Raw genomic sequence first — 21,677 nt, 5'->3', positions numbered from 1 at the left:
AATCGGAGAAAGATTCTGTCGTTTAATCTACGCTGTTATTCTTTTCTTCTTCAATTTGATCAATTGTAATTTCTTCTGGTGTTTTACCTGCAACTACTTTTCTTTGATGCATAATTGCATTGATTTCAGCACCAATAATGATGATAAAACCAGTAATATAAAGCCATAACATTAATATAATAATACCGGCGATACTACCATATGTTTTAGAATAGTTAGCAAAGTTTGAAATGTAAATACCAAATAAATAAGAGCCGCCTAAAAATACGATAGTTGCAAAAATAGCTCCTGGTATAACAGAAAGCATTTTAATTTTAACATTTGGTGCTAACGTATAAAGTACTATAAATGCTATGAGTACTACAATAACAGGTAGCGCAAATCTAACTAAGTTGAAAATCCATTTAACTTGATCGCCTAAGCCTAAAGGTCCAAATAGCAATGACCCGATTTGTTCACCAAATGTAGGCAATACAATTGCTAGTGGTAAGACGATAATTAATGCCAGTGTAAATACTACACTTAATAGTTTAGAAACAATAAAATTTCTGCTATCTTCTACGTCATAAGCCACATTAAAAGAATTCATCAAAGCGGTCATACCATTAGAAGCAGACCATAACGCTAAGATTAACCCTACAGATAAAATACCGCCACTTGCATTACCCATAATATCGCCAATAATAGATGATACTTGTGGTGCGTAATCTTGTGGCACATGTTCCTTAATCATGCTTCTAATCGAACTTTGTTTAATACCGAGGTACGGCACAATTGATAACAAGAAAAGTAACATAGGAAATAGAGATAACATAAAATAATAGGATAGTTGTGCTGATAATCCTGATGCATCGTCTTTTCCTATTCTATATACTAAATAAGAGAAAAAATTTGAATCTTTAGTATATTTTGCAGGCTTATTGATACGTGATACAAAAAATTCTTGATTGTCTTTTTTTGGTGATTTCGATTTAAATTCATTTGGTGTTATGTATATACGATCACGTTCAATTTGTTCGTTCTTATCTTTTTTGTTCTTTTGATCTTCCATTTCTTTAGTTTCATTTAGAAAATTAGAAGATGTTTTTTCATTTTTAGACATATCAAATCTCCTTATGTATTGATATTTTACGTATACAGTTTAATATACTGTAAAATGCATTAAAGGTAAATATGTGTTGCTATATTCTTTTAAAATAAAGTAACTTTTGAAAAATAAAATACCAAAATAACAAATCAAAAATAAAGGGGGTTAGGAAAGAAATCAAAACTTATAAAGTAGATTTCCAATTCCCACCCCCGATTGGATGACTATGTTATATTATGCGTAAGTCATCTATGACCCTTCACTTCAAACAATCATTATGAAGCGACCAAACATTTTATTATGTTCACTAGTCACGATATTATTTATTTAATTTTTTAAACGATTATTTTTGCGTTCAACAAATGTGTCTTTTGCATCTTTTAAGGAACGCTCTAACTCTGGATTATTACGTCTGATTTCTTCTATTGCATCTTTCCAATAAGAGACTTCATCTTTTATATTAGAAATTGCTGAAGGTTTTTGTGAACGATTACCTTCTTTAATATCTTTAATTGATTGTTTTAATGATTGGCGTGTAGATTTGTCAGCAAGTGTTGCTGTGCCTCCTATTACAGCACCTAATAATATACCTGGAATTAATTTGTTTTGCATGATGTTGTTACCCCTCTCTTAAATTAGCATCTTTAATAATGAAATCAATTAAATTATCACAAGATGATTGTACCATTTTATACACGCCTTCGAAATTATTTGTATAATAAGGATCTGGTACATCAGTTTCAGTCATATCACTGAATTCTAACAATTTAAATAATTTTCCTTTAATATTTGGATTAATACTTTGAATATCATCAACGTTACTTTGATCCATAGCAATAATATAATCAAAGTCGTCGTTAGATTCAAATAGTTCACTAATCATACCATTAAATGGAATATTGTGTTCAGATAATATTTTTTGTGTCCCTTCATGAGGTGATTGTCCAAGATTCCATTTACCTGTACCTCTTGAAGTGACTTCTATACCATCGATACTTCTATCTTTTAACCTTTGTCGCATTATAGCTTCTGCCATAGGCGAGCGACAAATATTTCCAAGACAAACAAAAGCAACTGTAATCATATATTGACCTCCAAATTATATAATTCTATTTCCCATTTTAATGGTTTATTAATCATTTCTAAAGAGGAATTATGATAAAAGTTTTACAAGGTTAGCAAATTTGATAAAATAAACTAAAAAGAGGTGAGAGTAGTGACTAAAAGTAACGAAGAAATGATTGAAGAAATTCGAGGTCGTTTAAATCTAGTAAATCAAAGTTTAATCAATCCCGAAAAATATAAATCTGCTGATGCACAAGAAGTAAAAGAGGTATATGATTATGTAACGTCCAAAGCCTCATTTACGCCAAGTGAAGCTTCGGCAATTGCAGACGCACTTGGACAAATTCGTAAATAAGGGAGAGTTTAAATATGGGGCAATTACAACATAAAATGAAACAGTACGCTGAATTATTAGCTGGCATTGGCATGAACGTACAAGAAGGACAACCAGTGTTTATCCGTTCAAGCGTAGATGCTTTAGAATTAACGCATTACATAGTTGAAGCAGCATATAAAAGAGGCGCTTCAGATGTGAAAGTAGAGTATAGTGATGATCGTTTGGCACGACTTAAATTTGAAAATGAAACAGTTGACCACTTTGAAAATAATGAAATTAAAGCTTATGAAGTTGCTAAACGTATGGATTATGTTAACCGTGGTGCAGCTAATCTCGCACTAATTACTCAGGATCCAGATCTATTAAATGGTATAGATAGTGATAAATTAGCCACTTTCCAAAGGCAATACGCTACAGCATATAAAGGTTATATGGAAGCAAGTCAAAAAAATCAATTTCCTTGGTGTGTAGCAGCATTTCCGTCTAAAGCTTGGGCAGCACGTGTATATCCAGAATTAACTGTAGAAGAAGCATATGAAAAATTTATTGATGAAGTGCTAGATATAGTACGTGTAGATGGAAACGATCCAGTCGCAAATTGGGAAAAGCATATTGCTAATTTAAGTAAACATGCAGATAAACTGCAACGTAAAAACTATGCGTCATTACATTATATCTCTGAAGGAACTGATTTGGAAATTGGTCTTCCAGAAGGTCATATTTGGGAAGATGCAACAAGTTATACAGAGGATGGTCAAGCATTTGTTGCTAATATCCCAACAGAAGAAGTATTCACAGCACCGCATCGTTTGAAAGTGAACGGTTATGTGACCAATAAATTACCATTAAGCCATAATGGTAATATTATTGATGGTTTTACACTTACGTTTAAAGATGGTGAGGTAGTAGATTTTAAAGCTGAACAAGGTGAAGAAGTGCTACGTGATTTATTAAATACAGACGAAGGTGCCAAACATTTAGGTGAGGTTGCTTTAGTACCAGATGATTCACCAATTTCAAATCGTAACACAATATTTTATAACACATTATTTGATGAAAATGCCTCATGTCATATTGCATTAGGTTCAGCTTATGGTTTTAATATTGAGGGTGGTACAACAATGACTACTGAAGAAAAATTAGCACATGGATTAAATGATTCATTGATTCATGTAGACTTTATGATTGGTAGTTCCGATTTAACGATTTATGGTATCACTACAAGTGGTGAACAAGAACTGATTTTTGAAAATGGTAATTGGGCAAACTAACTATTTGAAAATGAAGAAAAATTTGATTATGAGATACTTATTTCATCTATAGTCATCATTATCGGGGGTGGGACGACGAAATCTTTTTAACAAAATTAGATGTCTGTCCCACTCCTAATTTATATTAGGTTAAGTTTAAAAAAGGGAAGGAAGATATTATGGGAACTACAAAAATGAAATCGATGTCTGAATCTAGAGGTGTTAAAGCAAGACAAGTATTTCCACAAGATACTAATCATCATCATACGATGTTTGGCGGAATGTTGATGGCTAACATTGATGAAATAGCAGCTATTACAGCAATGAAGCACAGTAACACACAAGTTGTTACAGCATCTACAGATTCTGTTGATTTTTTAAAGCCAATCAAAACCGGCGATATAGTGTCATATGAAGCAATGGTGTCATATGCAGGTACATCATCAATGGAAGTATGCGTACAAATTATAATTGAGGATGTCTTGAAAGATGAAAGGCACCTAGCTGCACTAAGCTTTTTGACATTTGTTGCCCTGGATAATGAAGGCAAGCCAACACATGTACCACAAGTCTATCCAGAAACAAAAACTGAAAATTGGTTTCACGAAACAGCATTAGCGAGAGTTAAACGCCGTAAAGAAAGAAGACAAGAAAGTAAAGAAACAATTGAGTTTTTAGCCAGTGTGCAACATATAGAATAAAGTTAAGGAATGTCTATTTCGAATATGGTGATTGAAATCCTTGTTTTGATTATGGATATTCATCATATTTGAAAAATAGACATTCCCTGTTAATTGAATATTTAAGCTCAATAGATATGATTATTGCATAGGATAAAGTCGATGCATATCTATTTCATTTTGTTTGAAATTTGTATCAGGATAATACATATTTTTTACTAGAACATTTGGGCCTAAGCAATTGAATTTAGGACAATGGCAGTTAAGTGATTGTGCTAAAGGGGTCTTTAACCATGCATCAAAAACATCCGTGAGTTTATCATTTTTAATATTTGATAAAGTGCCATTCTCATCACCAAAATCAGTCACTATAATGTTTCCAGAAAACACATTCACATTCAACCTATTTCTACCATCTGGGTCATTTCGCATCGTAATATTTTTGGAATTTCTTAATCTGTGCAACAATGCTTGATCATCTTCGTTGGTTATACATGGATAAATAGGCAATGTGCCAAAAAGCATCCATATATCTGGGTGTCGAATATCTAGTAAATGATGAATTGCTTCTTTTATTTCAGTTAATGATAGTACCTCTAATTGACTAGCAAAGTCAGAAGGATACATCGGATGAATTTCATGTCTTTGACATTTCATATCATTAACAATTTCATTATGTATTTTATTCAAATAGGGCCTTGTACTTTTGTTTAACATTGTTTCAGCAGAAATGAACATACCTTGTTCAGAAAGTGTTCGAGCGTTTGATAACATTTGATCATAAAGTCGTAATTTCGCTTTCAGTGGTGGTTGTTTTTCCATTGCTCCAAATCCAACTTCTGTAAATTCATCTATTGTTCCCCAATTATGTGAAATATGCATTACATCAATATATTCAGCGATATCTAAATATCTGTCGATAGGTAACGTTAAATTTGAATTCATTTGAACATAAATTTCGCGATCATATGCGTACTTCAATAGTGGTTTCACAACATTTTTAATGGATTTTTTTGAAAACATAGGTTCTCCACCAGTGATTGACATCGTTTTTAAATTTGGAATTTCATCCAAACGGCGATAAATTAAGTCCATTGGCAAAGGGGAAGGGTCCGCAGTTTGAAGTGTGTATCCTACAGCGCAATGACTGCAACGCATATTACAGAGATTCGTCGTGGTGAATTCAATATTACTTAAAGTTAATGCATTATGCTCTTGAATATCATTATAGGTTTCCCATGGATCATTAAATATAGATATAGGTTTTTTAATACTAGATAATAAAGATTTTTGATAGGTCATTTAAAACATCCTTTTATTAAAGCTTGGTTTAGGTTTAAATATATGAAATGGTTAAACATATAGAAATTATTCTAATTTAGTTAAATTATTTCAGTTTATAATTATTAAGACTTTGGCAAAATTTGTCAAATCCATGTTAGTATAATAATATCTGAAAAAAAGGAGTTACTAATACAATGGATGACAATCAAACAATAGATCAAATAAAAAAGAGATTAGAAAAATTTATGAATGATATTGATCATGTAAACCCTAATGAAGTTAAAGTAGAAGACATAGACGAATGGATTGGCTTATTAGATCAATTAGAAGAAAAAGTTAAATCAGTTTCGAAATCATCAGATTAAATTTCGGAGTATTAAAAGTTTTTATGTTTAAAAAACTTCGGTTTCGTCTATACAGAGTATATAACATAAATATGGAAAGGTGATAATTCATGGCTAAAAAAGTAGCAATTATTGTAACGAATGAATTTGAAGATGTAGAATTAACAAGTCCTAAAGAAGCAATTGAAGAAGCAGGACACGAAACTGTTGTTATTGGAGATGAAGCCAATAGTGAAGTTGTTGGAAAACATGGTGAAAAAGTTTCTGTGGATGTAAGTATTGCTGATGCAAAACCAGAAGATTATGATGGATTATTAATTCCAGGTGGTTTCTCACCTGATCATCTACGTGGTGATTCTGAAGGCAGATACGGTACATTTGCTAAATACTTTACCAAAAATGATGTTCCAACGTTTGCAATTTGCCATGGACCACAAATTTTAATAGATACAGATGACTTATCAGGTAGAACATTAACTGCAGTATTAAATGTTCGTAAAGATTTAGCGAATGCAGGTGCACAAGTAGTTGATGAATCAGTAGTCGTTGATAATAATATTGTAACTAGTCGTACACCTGATGATTTAGATGACTTTAATAAAGCAATTGTAGATCAATTAAACGCTTAAGGAATTAAACGCTAATTGAATCATTGATATTTTTTTAAGAGGTTGTCTTTATTTTTATGAATTTACTTTTATGATACAAAAGTGGTTCATTATAAAATATAGGCAACTTCTTTTTGTTTATTATAGAAATTTTTAAATTGAAAGTGAGATTTGGAAATCGATGATATTATCATATATATGTTTAAATAGATTGGGTTAAATCGCTTATTATAATGCCTTGATAGGAGATACATATACACCCTTGGACTGATTTTTATGATTTACTATAGATAAAAATTCCAACAATTGATAAACTCACTTATAATGATATGAGAGCAATATAAAGGAGCTACCGCATGAAAAGAAGCGATCGTTATAAGCAAACAACTAAAAAATCTCAAACCGATACTGTAATCGAACCTCAATATAATACTTATTTTCAGCCAGTAACAAAATCACAAAAACATAAAAAAGGAAAAGGGCTTTTCTTTAAACTACTTGTTCCAATTATACTTGTTTTAGGTATATTTATTGCTATAATGTATGCTTTCAGTACTCGTGCAGATGTTGATGAATTAAAAAAAATAGAAAATAAAGATTCGTTTGTATCTGTGTCAAATATGCCAGATTATACTAAAGGTGCATTTATAGCTATGGAAGATGAGCGTTATTATAAGCATCATGGATTTGATATAAAGGGAACATCACGAGCATTATTTTCAACATTAAGTGATAAAAGTGTACAAGGTGGAAGTACAATCACACAGCAGGTAGTAAAAAATTATTTTTATGATAACGAACAATCAATCACGCGTAAAGTTAAGGAATTATTTGTAGCTCATCGTGTTGAGAAATCATATAGTAAAGATGAAATACTCAGTTTTTATATGAATAACATTTATTACGGTAGTGATAATTACTCAGTAGAATCAGCTGCAAATTATTACTTCGGGGTGACGACAGATAAAAATAATCAGGAGTTACCACAAATTTCAGTTTTACAAAGTGCGATTTTAGCAAGTAAAATTAATGCACCTAGTGTTTATAATATAGATGATATGTCCGATAATTTTATTAATCGAGTGAAAATTGATTTAGAAAAAATGAAACAACAAGAATTTATTACAGATGAACAATACAAAAATGCGTTATTAGAATTAGGTGTATGATTATAGTAATATCATTAATGATTAATAGCTGTATAAAATAAGTCGCCAATGACAAACTCCTTTCCAAGAAGTCATGTGAAAATGATTACTTGGAGGGAGTTTTTAATATCATTTAAAATTTTAAAAGATACAATATATGTTAACTGCAATTGAAGTTAAGAAAATTTTTAAGTATGTAAAACACTATAAAATATACCGATATATGCAGATTATGTATGCTATTTCATGAAAGGATTATACTGCAAACCATGTTATAATTTGTACATAATCATAGTGAAGTTGTAGTTTGCAAATAAAAATCACTATAATTCCATTCATAATCAATATAAGTTATTCTTATAAGTGGAGTGAAGATAATGCCGAAAATCACAAAAATAGAAGTTCAAAAAAATAATAAAGACCGTTTTAATTTATATTTAGATGATGAATTTGAGATGGGTATTGATATTGATACTTTTGTATATTTTAACCTTAAAAAGGGACAAATTGTTGAAGCATCAGATATGGAAAAAATTCAAAATTATGAGCAATATAGACAAGCAATTAATATAGCGATTCAATATTTATCATACAGAAAAAGAACTGAACACGAAGTATCACAACATCTAGCAAAAAAAGATATTTCAGAAAGTGTAATTGCAAATGTATTAGATTATTGCCACAAACAAAACTTAATAGATCATAAAGATTATGCTAATAGTTTAAAAAATACGATGATTTTAACTACAGATAAAGGTCCTGAAATTTTCAAACAAAAATTACGTGAAGCTGGTATAGAACAAAATATCATTGATGAATATGCGCTTTTATATGATGATGAGCAATCTTTAGATAAGATCATAAAATTAGCAAATAAAATATTGAAACAAAAAAAAGGACCACAAATAAAGCGTAAAGAAAAGCTAAAACAATCTTTAATACAAAAAGGTTATACATTTGAAACGATTAATATTGTTATGGAAGAATTAGATTTTTCACAATCAGAAGAAACATTAGATATGTTATTACAAGATGATTTAGAAAAAGCGTATACTAAAACTTCAAAAAAATTTACAGGTAAAAAATTGGTCAATAAAACAATTGAAACACTTATGAGAAAAGGTTATCAATATGATAAAATAAAAGCTAAACTAGAAGAGAGTGGTATTGAAGATGGAACGGAAGAAATTGAGTGAAATGAGCGAAATAGAATTACGTCATGAAATTCAAGGATATAAAGAACAAATGCGCAAAGCAGAAATGAATGGTATTTATAATGAGTATGACGTATATGCAAGTAAAGCAATCATAGCGGAAAGTTATTTAGTAGATAGAAACAAAGTAGAACTTGGAAAAATATATAAATTAAATGATGGTACTGGAAGTTATTTTAAAGTAGAGCGACTTAAAGGAATATTTGCGTGGGGATTCAGAATCAATAGTTCAGAGCCAGAAGAAGGTTTACCCTTAGCACTATTAAAACTGTAGAAGGATGAAGATAGCATGGGTAGTTCAATTATTTTAAAGTTACTTAATGTAACACATTACTATAGAAATAAAAAATCAAAAAAGTGGTATCAACCTTTTGGTTATGATGCAGATAACATAGAGTTAAATAATATAAACCTACATATCTATCAAGGTGAATCACTTGGAATTATCGGTGAACCTGAGTCTTCAAAATCTCTTGTAGGTCGGATATTAAGTGGTGAAATCAAACCTGACAAGGGTAGAATTGTGCGTAAAGCAGATTTGTTTTATGCAGATATAGACGATAAATATTCACAAAATATATCAGTTAAAGATTACATATCAAATGCAGTTACGCTTTTCCCATACAAAGTAAATACACATAAGGTTGAACAAGTTTTAAAGTATGCACACGTCGAAGAACAAAGTGATACATCCATATGTGAATTATCAGATGAAGCTTATGCGCGTATACTTTTTTCTCTTGCCAGAACATCTAAAGCCAGTATTATCATTTTTAATAAAATACTGCAAAATTTAACAGACGAATATTTTGAAAAAGCAATTGAACTATCAGATGAATACATAAATAATAATTTAACCGTTGTTATGATAGATGACAATGTCGAAAGAGTTAGTAAAGCAAGTAATTATATAGCATGGATTTCGCATGGTCAACTTAGAATGGAAGGTTCTATTAACCAAGTCATTCCTGTCTTTAATGAACATGAGAAAGATAGAGCATCTTTAAAAAGTAAAGAAGAAAAGCAAAACTTTGATTTGGATTGGAAAAAGAGCAGAGCACGTACGCCAGAATTAACATATAATTTCAAACGTATCGAAAGGTATAATCACGTCAAACCACCGATTGTATTAGTCAGGTTCTGGACATTTATTACTATTTGTATCTTAGGGGTGCTTTTAACAGCGTTACTAATGTTTAATGATATTGGAAAAATTGAAATTGGACAAAACGAGGACCAGGCTTCTATTCAGAATCAACCAAAAAATCCCTATGAAGATAAGCTATCATACGGAATTGTATTAGATGATTCAGTCAAATTAGATAATTTTAAGAATGATAAAGTTTTAAGTCCAAGCAAATATGCTTTGCTTACAATAACAGGTGAAAATACTAAGAGTTATCGCGTTAGTGTCGATAATCAGTCTTATAAAGTTGGTAAAAAAGATATACGTTATTTTGATCCAGCTGGTTTATTCGAAGAACATAGTGGTGATGCACTCGCGCCATTTATGAGTAAAAATTATAGTAATTATTACGAATTTTTTAATAGTCACTTACATAAAAAACATGGTACTGTGACTGATTCGCTAGTTCCAGAAGAAGGAAAAAATGATCGTTTTATTGTTCCTATCGTTCAACAACCGATTGCTATGATATTTAATGATCAAAATAAACTCTCTGGATTTACAATTCCGATGAAAGATAAAACGAAGTTAAAAGATAAATTTAATATTGATAATAACTTTTGGATTACTAAATCAGGTAATGGTTATTTCATGGCAGATTTTAAAAATGATAAATGGATATATATTGAATTGTAGGTGATATAAATGATAGATAATCTAATTATTTTTTATAAGAATGCACCATTTTTAAGTAAACATTTGTATCATCGGTTAAAGGGACAATGGAAATGGTTTGTTATACCATTTATTAGTAGCATCCTATTATTATGTTTGTTAATGTTTATATTTAATGTGAATGGTACAGAAGAAATAAAACAAGCACGAGGCTATTTTAGGTTAGCAGCATTAATAAGTTTTTCATTTATTTGGATAGCTATTTATCAAAGTTACCAATTGTTTAAAAAAGAGTATTTTACTGCAAAAGTTTTTAATTTAAATCCCATTTTTCAAACTATTATGATAGCTATTATTACTAATTTATTGATGTTTATTGCATTAATGATGATTATCATAATGACACCAGTTAACATAGAAAGTTCTATTCCATCAACAATATATTTTGTCGTTATGTCAATTATATTTGTTGTAACAATTTCTACGGTATTTGGTTTACTGACTATTACCAAAAATAATGTAAATATCATATTTTATATATTATCAGTAATCATGTTCTTTATCGTACCGATTGTATTTATCCCGTCCAGTAATTCAACTGTATTTTCACATATTTTAATGTTAAATCCGTTGTTTTATCTTATAGAGGGAATTTCACAGTCCGTTGTTTTAGGTGCATTAAGTTTAAATAATATACCGTACCATTTTTATTTTATATTTGTAATGGCTACATTATGTGCAGTTATATTTGCGATGTATAGAATGACTGCGTATCAAAAATTTAGATTTGGAAATGACACAGTAGAAAAATCGACTGATACTAAATTAAAAAACAAGATAAACCATAATGAAAACGTAACTGCTCAAGATACAAACACAAATCATAAATAATGATTTTATATTTTAATTATGTATCTTCAATATCATATTAAAGGCTGAGACACATGATTGTGTCTCAGCCTTTGTTAATATCAATAAAATATCACTTAGCAAATAATTTTCTTTGTAGTTTATCTTCGCTAAACACCCAACCAATATAAGAATGATCAATATTCATAAACTCATCTAAATGTGCGATTGCTACAAATGAATAGTGTCCGTTTTTGAGATAGCGTAAATCAATCAATCTAATTTCTGTCGTATCATCATCTAATTTTCTAGCTTCCCAACGATAAATAGATGAGAAGTTAAGGAAAGTTTTGATATTTTTATCATCTTCAACAAACTGCATTAAATCATTACTAGGGAAAGAATGACGTTCTGATTTATCACTAAAAACGATGTTTCTACCATAACTTCGTCCAACATAATCGTACTTTTCTGTTTGAATAGCTACGCGCCATTCCATAAATCGCATGGTAGGTGCAACAAAAACTTTAACAGGATTATGTTCTTGCTTTATCTGTTTAAGTGCTTGTTGTTTAATGATGGCTTGCATTCTAAAACGAATAATATAATAAACAACAAGAATAGCAAAAATAGGGAAGAATGAAATGTAAGGATGTAAGCCTAATACCCAAAGTATAATGCCAACACACCACAGAGTGAATATGATTGGATCAAAAGTATTGATTACACTTAGTTGAATCCATTTATTTGTGATGGGTCTGAGCGCCTGAGTTCCATAAGAATTAAATATATCTACAAAGACATGAAGAAAAACTGCAAGCTGAGCCCATAACCATATATGGCTAGCATCAATATTTTTGAAAAATGTAAAAATAAATAAAGTTATAAGTAATGGCCACAAAATCGTAAAAGGTATTGAATGTGTTATACCTCTATGATTTGATATATAAGTAGCATTATCTTTAAGTTTTAAAACTGTATCACCATCTGGTATCAGTGAACCAATGATTAGAGTCGTTGCTGTTGCTGCAAATGAGCCAGTCATTGCAGGATCTTGTGTTGCCAAAGCGGTTAATCCAATACCCATGACAATATGCGTACCTGTATCCATAAGTATCCTCTCATTTCATTTCAATATTATTTCTATTATAATCTAATATACTAAATAATAAAATTAACATACTAAAATGAAGAAAAAAAGTTTTAGAATCACATAGAGAAAGAGATGTATAACATGTATAATGAATCGCAATTTAAAAATAATCTCGTAAAATGGTTTGAGAAAAATCAAAGACAAATGCCTTGGAGAGAAACTAAAAATCCATACTATATTTGGTTGAGTGAAGTAATGTTACAACAAACCCAAGTGAAGACGGTTATTGATTATTATCATAAATTTGTAAATAGGTTTCCAACAATTACTGATTTAAGTAATGCACATGAAGATGAAGTGCTTAAATATTGGGAAGGGCTTGGTTATTATAGCCGTGCACGTAACTTCCATACTGCGATAAAAGATGTAGCAATTAATTATAATGGTGAAGTTCCCGATGACCCTGAGCGCTTTAAAGAACTTAAAGGTGTGGGTCCATATACACAAGCAGCAGTCATGAGTATTGCTTTCAATCTTCCATTAGCAACAGTAGATGGTAACGTTTTTAGAGTTTGGTCAAGATTAAACAATGATCATCGTGATACCAAATTACAAACCACAAGAAAAGCATTTGAAAAGGAATTGGAAGTTTATGTCCAAGAGGATTCAGGTACTTTCAATCAAGCTATGATGGAACTAGGTGCATTAATTTGTACACCTAAAAACGCGTTATGTATGTTTTGTCCTGTCCAAGAACATTGTGAAGCTTTTAAACAAGGAACAGTAGATGAGTTACCTGTAAAAACTACGAAAGTGAAGAAAAAACATATCAAACAAAATGTATATATCGTGTGTAACGAAAAAGGCGATTTATTAATTGAAAAAAGAACCCAAAAACTTTTGAATAATATGTGGGAATTTCCTATGTATGAAGCGGAAAGTAATGAAAATATTAATACGGAGTTATCTACAGAAATTGAATTTCAAAGTAAACCTGTTTATTCATTAAAACATCAATTCACACATTTAACTTGGGATATTGATGTATATTTATCTCAAAGTTACGTTAGACAACAAGAAATTACATTAACTGACAACATGGTGTGGATGCGCGTTAATGATAAAGATGAATATAATTTCCCAGTAAGTATGTCAAAAATATATAATTTTTTGCTAACAAATATTTAAGGTCGTTCTGTCATCGCTAATTATGTTATAATTCAATATGTGAAATCAGAAAAGGTGGTGTGGAGCATGGTTAAAGAGTCCATACCTAAAGAGGGTCAGACGATAAAAATTCAAAGTTATAAACACGATGGAAACATACACCGTGTTTGGTCTGAAACAACTATTTTAAAAGGTACGGATCATGTTGTCATTGGTGGTAATGACCATACATTGGTAACAGAAAGTGATAATCGCACATGGATTACAAGAGAACCTGCAATTGTATACTTCCATTCCGAATATTGGTTTAATGTTATTTGTATGTTTAGAGAAGATGGTGTTTATTATTATTGTAATTTATCTTCACCATTTGTATGTGATGAGGAAGCTCTAAAATATATAGATTACGATTTAGATATTAAAGTTTATCCCAATGGTAAATATCATTTATTAGATGAGGACGAATATGAGCAACATATGCGCCAAATGAATTATTCATCTGATATTGATGTGATTTTACGAAGAAATGTAGATATTCTTCAACAATGGATTGAGCAGAAAAAAGGGCCATTTGCACCAGACTTTATTAAAGTTTGGCGTGAAAGATTCAAAAAGATTAGAGATTATTAAGCATATTTAATGTATTTGATAGTTATATTCGATATAGTTATGTAGGTATATATGATACAAGTTAATTGTATAGAATAAAAAAATCATAGCAAATGCTTAACTAAATCATCTGATTGTAGATAATTGTTTAACAGCCTCGTTGAATTTCAGCGAAGGCTGTTTCATTTGCTGAAATAAGCAAGGAGGTATAGTTTGTATGATTCGCAGATATATACAATTCGTAAAACCATATAAATGGCGAATCATTGCCACAATTCTTGTAGGTATCTTAAAATTTGGTATTCCAATGCTTATTCCGTTATTAATTAAATACGTTATTGATGACATTATCAATAATGGTGCAATTTCGGTAGAAGAAAAATTTACTAGATTAGGAATTGCGCTAGGAATAGCCTTATTTATTTTTGTAATCGTAAGACCACCTATAGAATTTTTAAGACAATATTTAGCTCAGTGGACAAGTAATAAAATATTATATGATATTCGTAAGCGTCTATATAATCATTTACAAGCACTAAGTGCAAGATTTTATGCTAATAACCAAGCTGGGCAAGTTATTTCAAGAGTAATTAATGATGTTGAACAGACAAAAGATTTCATTTTAACAGGACTTATGAATATTTGGCTTGATTGCATAACAATCATTATTGCCTTATCAATTATGTTTGTATTAGATGTAAAATTAACACTGGCTGCAATTATTGTATTTCCAGTGTATATTCTGACTGTCTATTTCTTCTTTGGACGTTTAAGAAATTTAACACGAAAAAGATCACAAGCTTTGGCTGAAGTCCAAGGTTTTTTACATGAACGTGTACAGGGCATGTCAGTCATCAAAAGTTTTGCAATAGAAGATAACGAAGCAGTTAACTTTGATAAACATAATAGTAATTTCTTACAACGTGCATTTACACATACAAGATGGAATGCTTATTCATTTTCTGCAATTAATACAGTGACTGATTTAGGACCTTTAATTGTAATTGGTTCTGGTGCAGTATTAGCTATCAACGGTTCCATTACAGTAGGTACACTCGCTGCATTTGTGGGTTATCTTGAACAATTATTTGGTCCATTACGTAGATTGGTTTCTTCATTTACTACGTTAACGCAAAGTTTTGCATCAATGGACCGTGTCTTCCAGCTAATGGATGAAGGTTATGATATTAAAAATAAAAAAGGTGCCTTACCATTAGAAATTAAAGAAGGACGTATTGAAATAAATAATGTGAGTTTTAAATATAATGCAGATGAATCTACGATATTAAACCATATTAATTTGGATATCGAACAAGGAGAAACGGTAGCATTTGTCGGTATGAGTGGTGGAGGAAAATCGACACTTATCAATCTTATACCGAGATTTTATGATGTTACAGATGGCGAAATCAAAATTGATGGTACCAATATAAAATCCTACTTAACAGGCAGTCTCAGACATCAAATCGGATTAGTCCAACAAGATAACGTACTATTCTCAGATACAATTAAAGAAAATATTTTATTAGGTAGACCTGATGCAACAGACGAAGAAGTCATTGCAGCTGCAAAAATGGCGAACGCACATGATTTCATTATGGAATTAACAGATGGATATGATACAGAAGTGGGTGAAAGAGGCGTCAAACTTTCTGGAGGTCAGAAGCAACGCATATCTATTGCGCGAATCTTCTTAAATAATCCACCGATAATTATACTAGATGAAGCAACAAGTGCATTAGATTTAGAAAGTGAATCTATAATTCAAGATGCATTAAATATTTTAAGTAAAGATCGTACAACATTAATTGTGGCACATAGACTATCTACAATTACTCATGCAGATAAAATTGTTGTTATAGAAAATGGTGAGGTAGTAGAAAGTGGAACACATCAAGAATTACTAGCGAAAAAAGGTGCTTATGAACATCTATATAGTATTCAAAATCTATAAAAGTGATTTGCTAAATTTTGATTGTTTAAGCGCAGTGAAAGTGTAAGCATAATTTTAAATTGAATAAAAGAGATAAAAGACCAGAGACATTTTATATTGTCTCTGGTCTTTTTAGTTCAAATTTTGAGGATTTATAAATCAAAATCTTCTTCTTCAATTTCAATTTCATTATCATTAGAGTGATATGAGAAGAAACTGATAACTAAGCGATCCAAATGTTCTATAGTATAACGATATTCTTCAATAGCTGAAATAATCTGCATTATATTTGTAAATGAATATGTTGTTTGGTATGGATCTTTAATGATTTCTCGTTGGAAAGCATCCATTAAATCCTTTTTTTGTGGATTTTCAATCTGACTATCAAAATGACTTATATCATATCGTGCTTTTTTTGAAATGCTGATGAAAATTTGTTCGTGATAAGCAATGAGCAAATCTATTTCTAATTTTATTTGAAGTAACAACTCATTATTTAAATTATGAAGATCGTTTTGATAACGATTCATTCGTTTTAAAACATCGTATGCTTGCCGTGTACTACGCACGACTTGTTTAAATAGAATTTTTTTTCTATTTTGTGCATAAATTTGTTTTTTCGTCCAAGGTCGTTCTTCCTCATAGTATTCAAATATTTGCTCTAATTTCGAAATTCGTTTGCTGATTAGCCCTCTATCTTCTTTTATATGATGATATTCAGATGTATCATTTAACACAAGTTTGAACCATACAAAGATATCTGAACAAATGTTTAATGAATTATAATAAATTTTAGACTCGAATTTAGGGGGTAAGAATAAAAGATTAACTGCAGAAGAACTAATTACACCTACCATAACAAGGACAAATCTGTAAAATGCAGAAATATAAAAGTTACCAGTATGTGTTCCCATAATAATTAATGCAGTTATACTTGCAAGTGTAGCTACATGTTCCAATTTAAAACGGAATAAAATAGCAATTAATAATATAACAGTAACCCCCATGATTACTGGATTATTACCAAAAACAGTAACCATAACTACTGCGAGTATTGCACCGATCAGGTTACCAATTGCTCTTTCAGAAATTGTTTTAATGGAACGAAAAACACTTGGTTGCATCGCGATTACCGCACTGACAGCAGCGATTGCTTTTAATCCTGCTTCATCAGGGAACAGAGAAGCGATAAACAAAGCAAGTATAATAGCTATACCTGTCTTCAGAATGCGTGCTCCTAATTTCAAATGTACCGCTCCTTCGTATATTTAATAAAATTATGTTTATACTTGTTATACAACGATTCCCTATAAAATTCAAGTTTATTTCATTTGACTAAAAGCGTAATCTACAGCATCTAATGTTTTATCAATATCATCTTTAGTATGTTCAGTTGTTAAAAACCAAGCTTCAAATTTTGAAGGAGCAAGATTAATGCCTTGATGTAACATGAGTTTAAAGAATTGTGCGAAAGCATCACCATCTGAATTTTCAACTTGATCATAATGTGTGACAATTTCATTTGTAAAATAAAGTGTTAATGCACCATAAACTCTATTGACTGTAGCAGTTATATTATGTTTTTGAATTAATTTATTCAAACCATCTTCTAATTGTTGACCTAGGCTATCTAAATGTTCGTAGATACCATCTTGTTCTAATACTTCTAATAATGCGATGCCTGCTTTCATAGATAATGGATTACCAGCCATCGTTCCAGCTTGATATGCAGGGCCTAGAGGAGCAACTTGTTCCATAATGTCTTGTTTGCCACCATAACCACCAATAGGTAGACCGCCACCTACTATTTTACCGAAAGCTGTTAAATCTGGATAAACTTGATATAAATCTTGAGCACCGCCAAAATGGAAACGAAATGCAGTAATAACCTCATCATAAATTACTAAACTTCCATTATTATGTGTAATTTCATTTACTTGTTCTAAAAACCCAGGTTTAGGTTTGACCATACCAAAATTACCAACGATAGGTTCGACTAATACTGCTGCAATATCATCTCCCCAATAATCAATTGCTTCTTTATAAGACTCTATATCATTGTAAGGTACCGTGATGACTTCTTGAGCTACACTTTGAGGAACTCCGGCTGAGTCAGGTGATCCTAATTGAGATGGACCACTCCCAGCTGCAACTAATACTAAATCTGAGTGACCGTGATATTGGCCAGAAAATTTAATTATCTTATTTCTTTTAGTATACGCACGTGCCACTCGTATGGTTGTCATTACAGCTTCTGTTCCAGAATTAACGAAGCGAATTTTTTCTAAAGAAGGGATAGCGCTACGTAATTTCTTAGCGAAATTTATTTCAAGTTCTGTTGGCGTTCCATATAATACGCCAAGTGCAGCTTGTTCTTGAATCGCTTTAGTTATATGAGGATGAGCATGACCAGTAATTATTGGACCATAAGCTTGTAAATAATCGATATATTTATTTCCATCTACATCAAATAAATAAGGACCTTGACCTGATTTCATCATTACTGGAGCGCCACCACCTACAGCTTTATACGAACGAGAGGGTGAGTTGACGCCTCCCAATATATATTCATTTGAGTAATCTTGAAGTCTTTCACTTTCTGTAAATTTCATTAATATCAACCTCTTTTATTTAATATTTTCGTTTATTATCGTATCATATAATTATTAGTAAAAAGAAATAGGGTGAGTTATTTGTTGAAAAAAGGAGATCAATTTCCAGAATTTAAACTTGAAAACCAAAATGGCGATATTATTTCTAATGACACATTAAAAGGATATAAAGCAGTGCTTTATTTTTATCCAAGAGATAACACGCCAACATGCACAACAGAAGCCTGTGATTTTAGAGACAATTTATCATATTTTAATGAACTTAAAACAAAAGTTTATGGAATTAGTGGAGATACAAAGAAAAAACATCAAAACTTTAGTAATAAGCATAATTTAAATTTTGACTTATTGACCGATGAAGATTATCAATTATCCACAGAAGTGGGCGTATACCAATTAAAGAAAAATTTTGGAAAAGAAACTATGGGAATCGTAAGAACTACGTTCATTATAGATGAAGATGGCATTATAATCGATGTCATAGAAAAAGTGAAAGTAAAATCACAAATGGACGAATTAAAAGCAATACTGGAGTGATTAAATATGAAAGCAGTTAGTTTGAAAAAAATGGGAAAGTTGGAAAATGATTTAGTTGAAGCTTTTCCAAACGTCAATTTTATATTTACACATGGTGTTTCTGAAATTAATGATCATGATAAAAAAGATTTAGATATACTGTTTGGGTATGATGGTCAATTAGATGAAGACTTTTTGAAGGAATGTCCGAATTTAAAATGGCTGGCTTGGTATGCTACTGGTGTCAATAATCTTCCTTTGGAATATATTAATAACCACAATATATTGTTGACGAATGGTCGTGGCGTTCATGCAAAACAAATGTCTGAATTTATTATGGCTTTTATATTAGATGACTATAAGAAAATGAAGGTTTCATTTATTAATCAAACAAATAAAAATTATGACTCAAAGTTAACTGGTAAAAGAGTGAGCGGTGAAAAGCTTTTATTTTTAGGAACAGGGAGCATAGCTCAAAAAACGGCAACTATTGCGAACGCGATGGACATGATTGTACATGGTGTTAATACAACTGGTCACCCAGTAGAAGGCTTCTCAAAAACGTATACTATTAATCATTTATCAAAAGCATTGGAAGAAGCAGATATTGTTGTAAATACGTTACCTGAAACGCAACAAACGATACATTTACTTCAAAAAGATCATTTTGAAAAGATGAAAGACTCTGCTATATTTATTAATGTAGGAAGAGGAACAATTGTTGAGGAAAATGTAATAGCAAATGTTATGAGAGAAAACGTCATACGACAGTCATATTTAGATGTGTTTGAAAATGAGCCACTTAAACCAAGCAATCAATTATATGACATAAGTAACATTACAATTACAGCACATATCACAGGTAATGGTGTAGAAAATAAACAAGAAGTAACTGAGATATTTAAACGCAATCTTAACCATTTTCTCAATAAGGATACTTTAATTGAGAATGAAGTAGATCCCAAAACAGGATATTGATTGAAATGGTCTTTGTTTATTGACAATTCAATGATGCAACAGTTATATTAATATTAAGTAATAATAATTATTAAATAGAAAGATGGTGAGGGACATGAGTGCAGAGATGGAAACAGTTGAACATCAATTAGAAGATTCTATTGCGTCTTTAAGAGATAACGGTATAAGAATAACACCACAAAGACAGGCGATATTGAAGTTTTTAATTGTCTCTGAAACACATCCCACTGCTGATGAGATTTATCAAGCACTTTCACCCGATTTTCCAAATATAAGTGTTGCAACGATATATAATAATTTACGTGTATTTAAAGGAATTGGCATCGTTAAAGAATTGCCTTATGGAGATGCTTCAAGTCGCTTCGATTTTAATACACATAATCATTACCATGTTATATGTGAAAATTGTGGAAAGATTGTAGATTTTCATTATCCACAACTAGATGAAGTTGAACAATTAGCTCAACACGTAACAAATTTTGATGTAACGCATCATCGTATGGAAATTTATGGTCTATGTAAAGAATGTAAAGATAAAGAGAAATTACAGCAGTAATACAATTGAATAATTATAAAAGTTATTAAGATTCAAAGTGCCGCATTTTATAAAATGATTATAAATGCGGCACTTTGAATTACTAAGAGATAAATATAGATTAATAAAAGTAAAAATGCATAAGAAGATAATTATAGACAGTGTTATTGAAGGAATAGACATAAAATACAAACATAATTATAGGATTTCATAATATTAATACATATAAAAAATAATTAGTTATTACAAAGGTAAAATTTAACTAAAAAGTTATTGGAATTGAATTGACGTGTGAGATTTATCTTGATATTATATAAAAGTCGTCAAAACGAGATGACTTAAAAAAACCAAACAAAAATATTATAAAGTGTAAATTTGACACTTGTTAAAATTATTGAATGGTTATACAATAATAAATGTTGAGTTAACAAACGAAACAAACTTAATAATAATAAAGAAAATTTATTATTGACTTAACAAAAACTTAATGTTACAATTAATTCTTGTAACACATCAATGAACATTGAAAACTGAATTGCAATATGTCAACGTTAATTCCGATTTCAA

23 protein-coding genes are annotated in these 21,677 nt (G+C 30.6%); 16 read left to right on the top strand and 7 right to left on the bottom strand.

Going from position 1 to position 21,677, the window contains the following annotated elements; genetic code table 11:
- Positions 1–22: 22 nt before the first annotated feature.
- The 3 genes from CD032_RS00385 to CD032_RS00375 form a co-directional block, all read right to left on the bottom strand.
- Complete coding sequence (locus tag CD032_RS00385; RefSeq protein WP_019469617.1) at positions 23–1,102, bottom strand: YihY/virulence factor BrkB family protein; 1,080 nt, start codon at positions 1,100–1,102, stop codon at positions 23–25.
- Positions 1,103–1,414: 312 nt separating this feature from the next.
- Positions 1,415–1,699: a hypothetical protein gene (locus CD032_RS00380; protein ID WP_103211099.1), complete on the bottom strand. Its 285-nt coding sequence runs from the start codon at positions 1,697–1,699 to the stop codon at positions 1,415–1,417.
- Between the two features lie 7 nt (positions 1,700–1,706).
- Positions 1,707–2,171, bottom strand: a complete 465-nt coding sequence (locus CD032_RS00375; RefSeq protein WP_019469619.1) for a low molecular weight protein-tyrosine-phosphatase — start codon at positions 2,169–2,171, stop codon at positions 1,707–1,709.
- 132 nt (positions 2,172–2,303) lie between these two features.
- Between CD032_RS00375 and CD032_RS00370 the strand changes: the two genes are divergently transcribed.
- The 3 genes from CD032_RS00370 to CD032_RS00360 all read left to right on the top strand — a co-directional run bounded on the left by CD032_RS00370 (position 2,304) and on the right by CD032_RS00360 (position 4,440).
- Positions 2,304–2,507 carry a DUF1128 family protein gene (locus CD032_RS00370; protein WP_019469620.1) on the top strand — a complete coding sequence of 68 codons (204 nt, stop codon included), beginning with the start codon at positions 2,304–2,306 and terminating at the stop codon, positions 2,505–2,507.
- 14 nt (positions 2,508–2,521) lie between these two features.
- On the top strand, positions 2,522–3,760 hold the full coding sequence (locus CD032_RS00365; RefSeq protein ID WP_019469621.1) for an aminopeptidase: 1,239 nt from the start codon (positions 2,522–2,524) through the stop codon (positions 3,758–3,760).
- Between the two features lie 158 nt (positions 3,761–3,918).
- Complete coding sequence (locus tag CD032_RS00360; RefSeq protein ID WP_103211098.1) at positions 3,919–4,440, top strand: acyl-CoA thioesterase; 522 nt, start codon at positions 3,919–3,921, stop codon at positions 4,438–4,440.
- Positions 4,441–4,560: 120 nt separating this feature from the next.
- Here CD032_RS00360 and yfkAB read toward each other — a convergent pair whose 3' ends face one another.
- Positions 4,561–5,721, bottom strand: a complete 1,161-nt coding sequence (yfkAB, locus tag CD032_RS00355; RefSeq protein ID WP_019469623.1) for a radical SAM/CxCxxxxC motif protein YfkAB — start codon at positions 5,719–5,721, stop codon at positions 4,561–4,563.
- 176 nt (positions 5,722–5,897) lie between these two features.
- On the opposite strand from yfkAB, the gene CD032_RS00350 reads away from it, so the two are divergent.
- The 7 genes from CD032_RS00350 to CD032_RS00320 all read left to right on the top strand — a co-directional run bounded on the left by CD032_RS00350 (position 5,898) and on the right by CD032_RS00320 (position 11,709).
- Complete coding sequence (locus CD032_RS00350) at positions 5,898–6,068, top strand: SE1561 family protein (protein WP_019469624.1); 171 nt, start codon at positions 5,898–5,900, stop codon at positions 6,066–6,068.
- 89 nt (positions 6,069–6,157) lie between these two features.
- On the top strand, positions 6,158–6,676 hold the full coding sequence (locus CD032_RS00345) for a type 1 glutamine amidotransferase domain-containing protein (RefSeq protein WP_019469625.1): 519 nt from the start codon (positions 6,158–6,160) through the stop codon (positions 6,674–6,676).
- Between the two features lie 335 nt (positions 6,677–7,011).
- A complete protein-coding gene (gene sgtB / locus CD032_RS00340; RefSeq protein WP_103211097.1) occupies positions 7,012–7,824 on the top strand; it encodes a monofunctional peptidoglycan glycosyltransferase SgtB in 813 nt (270 codons plus the stop codon).
- 356 nt (positions 7,825–8,180) lie between these two features.
- The gene (recX, locus tag CD032_RS00335; protein WP_019469627.1) at positions 8,181–8,999 is read left to right on the top strand and encodes a recombination regulator RecX; all 819 of its coding nucleotides are present in this window, start codon (positions 8,181–8,183) and stop codon (positions 8,997–8,999) included.
- Positions 8,977–9,291 (top strand): YfhH family protein, encoded by a 315-nt coding sequence (locus CD032_RS00330; protein ID WP_019469628.1) that lies wholly within the window; start codon positions 8,977–8,979, stop codon positions 9,289–9,291. Before recX ends, CD032_RS00330 begins: the two co-directional genes overlap by 23 nt.
- A 15-nt stretch (positions 9,292–9,306) precedes the next feature.
- Positions 9,307–10,839 carry an ATP-binding cassette domain-containing protein gene (locus CD032_RS00325; RefSeq protein ID WP_040029811.1) on the top strand — a complete coding sequence of 511 codons (1,533 nt, stop codon included), beginning with the start codon at positions 9,307–9,309 and terminating at the stop codon, positions 10,837–10,839.
- 9 nt (positions 10,840–10,848) lie between these two features.
- On the top strand, positions 10,849–11,709 hold the full coding sequence (locus CD032_RS00320; RefSeq protein ID WP_019469630.1) for a hypothetical protein: 861 nt from the start codon (positions 10,849–10,851) through the stop codon (positions 11,707–11,709).
- A gap of 91 nt (positions 11,710–11,800) precedes the next feature.
- On the opposite strand, the gene CD032_RS00315 is transcribed toward CD032_RS00320, so the two are convergent.
- Positions 11,801–12,778, bottom strand: coding sequence for a metal-dependent hydrolase (locus CD032_RS00315; RefSeq protein WP_019469631.1), 978 nt, complete (start codon positions 12,776–12,778; stop codon positions 11,801–11,803).
- A 123-nt stretch (positions 12,779–12,901) separates the two neighbouring features.
- Between CD032_RS00315 and mutY the strand changes: the two genes are divergently transcribed.
- From mutY to CD032_RS00300, 3 genes are all read left to right on the top strand, one after another.
- On the top strand, positions 12,902–13,948 hold the full coding sequence (gene mutY, locus CD032_RS00310) for an A/G-specific adenine glycosylase (RefSeq protein WP_019469632.1): 1,047 nt from the start codon (positions 12,902–12,904) through the stop codon (positions 13,946–13,948).
- 66 nt (positions 13,949–14,014) lie between these two features.
- Entirely contained in the window at positions 14,015–14,557 is a 543-nt protein-coding gene (gene ntdP / locus CD032_RS00305; protein WP_019469633.1) for a nucleoside tri-diphosphate phosphatase, read from the top strand.
- 196 nt (positions 14,558–14,753) lie between these two features.
- On the top strand, positions 14,754–16,490 hold the full coding sequence (locus CD032_RS00300; protein ID WP_019469634.1) for an ABC transporter ATP-binding protein: 1,737 nt from the start codon (positions 14,754–14,756) through the stop codon (positions 16,488–16,490).
- Between the two features lie 131 nt (positions 16,491–16,621).
- Here CD032_RS00300 and CD032_RS00295 read toward each other — a convergent pair whose 3' ends face one another.
- Positions 16,622–17,716, bottom strand: a complete 1,095-nt coding sequence (locus CD032_RS00295; RefSeq protein ID WP_019469635.1) for an FUSC family protein — start codon at positions 17,714–17,716, stop codon at positions 16,622–16,624.
- Positions 17,717–17,791: 75 nt separating this feature from the next.
- Positions 17,792–19,081: a glutamate-1-semialdehyde 2,1-aminomutase gene (locus CD032_RS00290; protein ID WP_019469636.1), complete on the bottom strand. Its 1,290-nt coding sequence runs from the start codon at positions 19,079–19,081 to the stop codon at positions 17,792–17,794.
- A gap of 81 nt (positions 19,082–19,162) precedes the next feature.
- On the opposite strand from CD032_RS00290, the gene bcp reads away from it, so the two are divergent.
- The 3 genes from bcp (at position 19,163) to perR (ending at position 21,131) form a co-directional block, all read left to right on the top strand.
- Positions 19,163–19,618 carry a thioredoxin-dependent thiol peroxidase gene (gene bcp / locus CD032_RS00285; RefSeq protein WP_103211096.1) on the top strand — a complete coding sequence of 152 codons (456 nt, stop codon included), beginning with the start codon at positions 19,163–19,165 and terminating at the stop codon, positions 19,616–19,618.
- A gap of 6 nt (positions 19,619–19,624) precedes the next feature.
- A complete protein-coding gene (locus CD032_RS00280) occupies positions 19,625–20,575 on the top strand; it encodes an NAD(P)-dependent oxidoreductase (protein ID WP_071562324.1) in 951 nt (316 codons plus the stop codon).
- A gap of 94 nt (positions 20,576–20,669) precedes the next feature.
- Positions 20,670–21,131 carry a peroxide-responsive transcriptional repressor PerR gene (gene perR, locus CD032_RS00275; RefSeq protein ID WP_019469639.1) on the top strand — a complete coding sequence of 154 codons (462 nt, stop codon included), beginning with the start codon at positions 20,670–20,672 and terminating at the stop codon, positions 21,129–21,131.
- The last annotated feature ends 546 nt before the right edge of the window (positions 21,132–21,677 follow it).

The organism is Staphylococcus cohnii subsp. cohnii (assembly GCF_002902365.1).
Taxonomy (GTDB): domain Bacteria; phylum Bacillota; class Bacilli; order Staphylococcales; family Staphylococcaceae; genus Staphylococcus; species Staphylococcus cohnii.
The sequence above is the reverse complement of the archived record's forward strand: the minus strand, read 5'-3'. Positions and strand labels throughout refer to the sequence as shown.